The organism is Halomicronema sp. CCY15110 (assembly GCF_016888165.1).
In the GTDB taxonomy this organism is placed as follows: domain Bacteria; phylum Cyanobacteriota; class Cyanobacteriia; order Phormidesmidales; family Phormidesmidaceae; genus Halomicronema.
Window position 1 is genome coordinate 1 of sequence record NZ_JACSWC010000005.1, and the last position, 233, is coordinate 233.

At 53.2% G+C, this 233-nt stretch carries 1 protein-coding gene; it reads right to left on the minus strand.

All coding sequences use genetic code 11. From position 1 onward, the window contains the following. A partial coding sequence (locus tag JUK32_RS28535) for a transposase family protein (protein WP_204136831.1) occupies positions 1-233 on the minus strand: 233 nt, incomplete at both ends.

Sequence of the window (233 nt, forward strand, 5' to 3'; positions counted from 1 at the left end):
CAGGTCTCATTCAGGCAAAAGAACTTACCCACTTCCAACAGGATGGTGAGGCCGAACTGAGCTAGAGGCAAGTCTTGTAGAGTACGCTCATAGCGGCTATGGATGCGCCCTGTCAGGGAATGACAAAGCGGACAACAGGCCACCGCTTGGGTAGAGGAAACGGTGACAATCAGCTGATGACGCTCGGCATCCAGTTCCCAGTGTTTCAGGTTCAGTGCTGAGACATCAGGCAA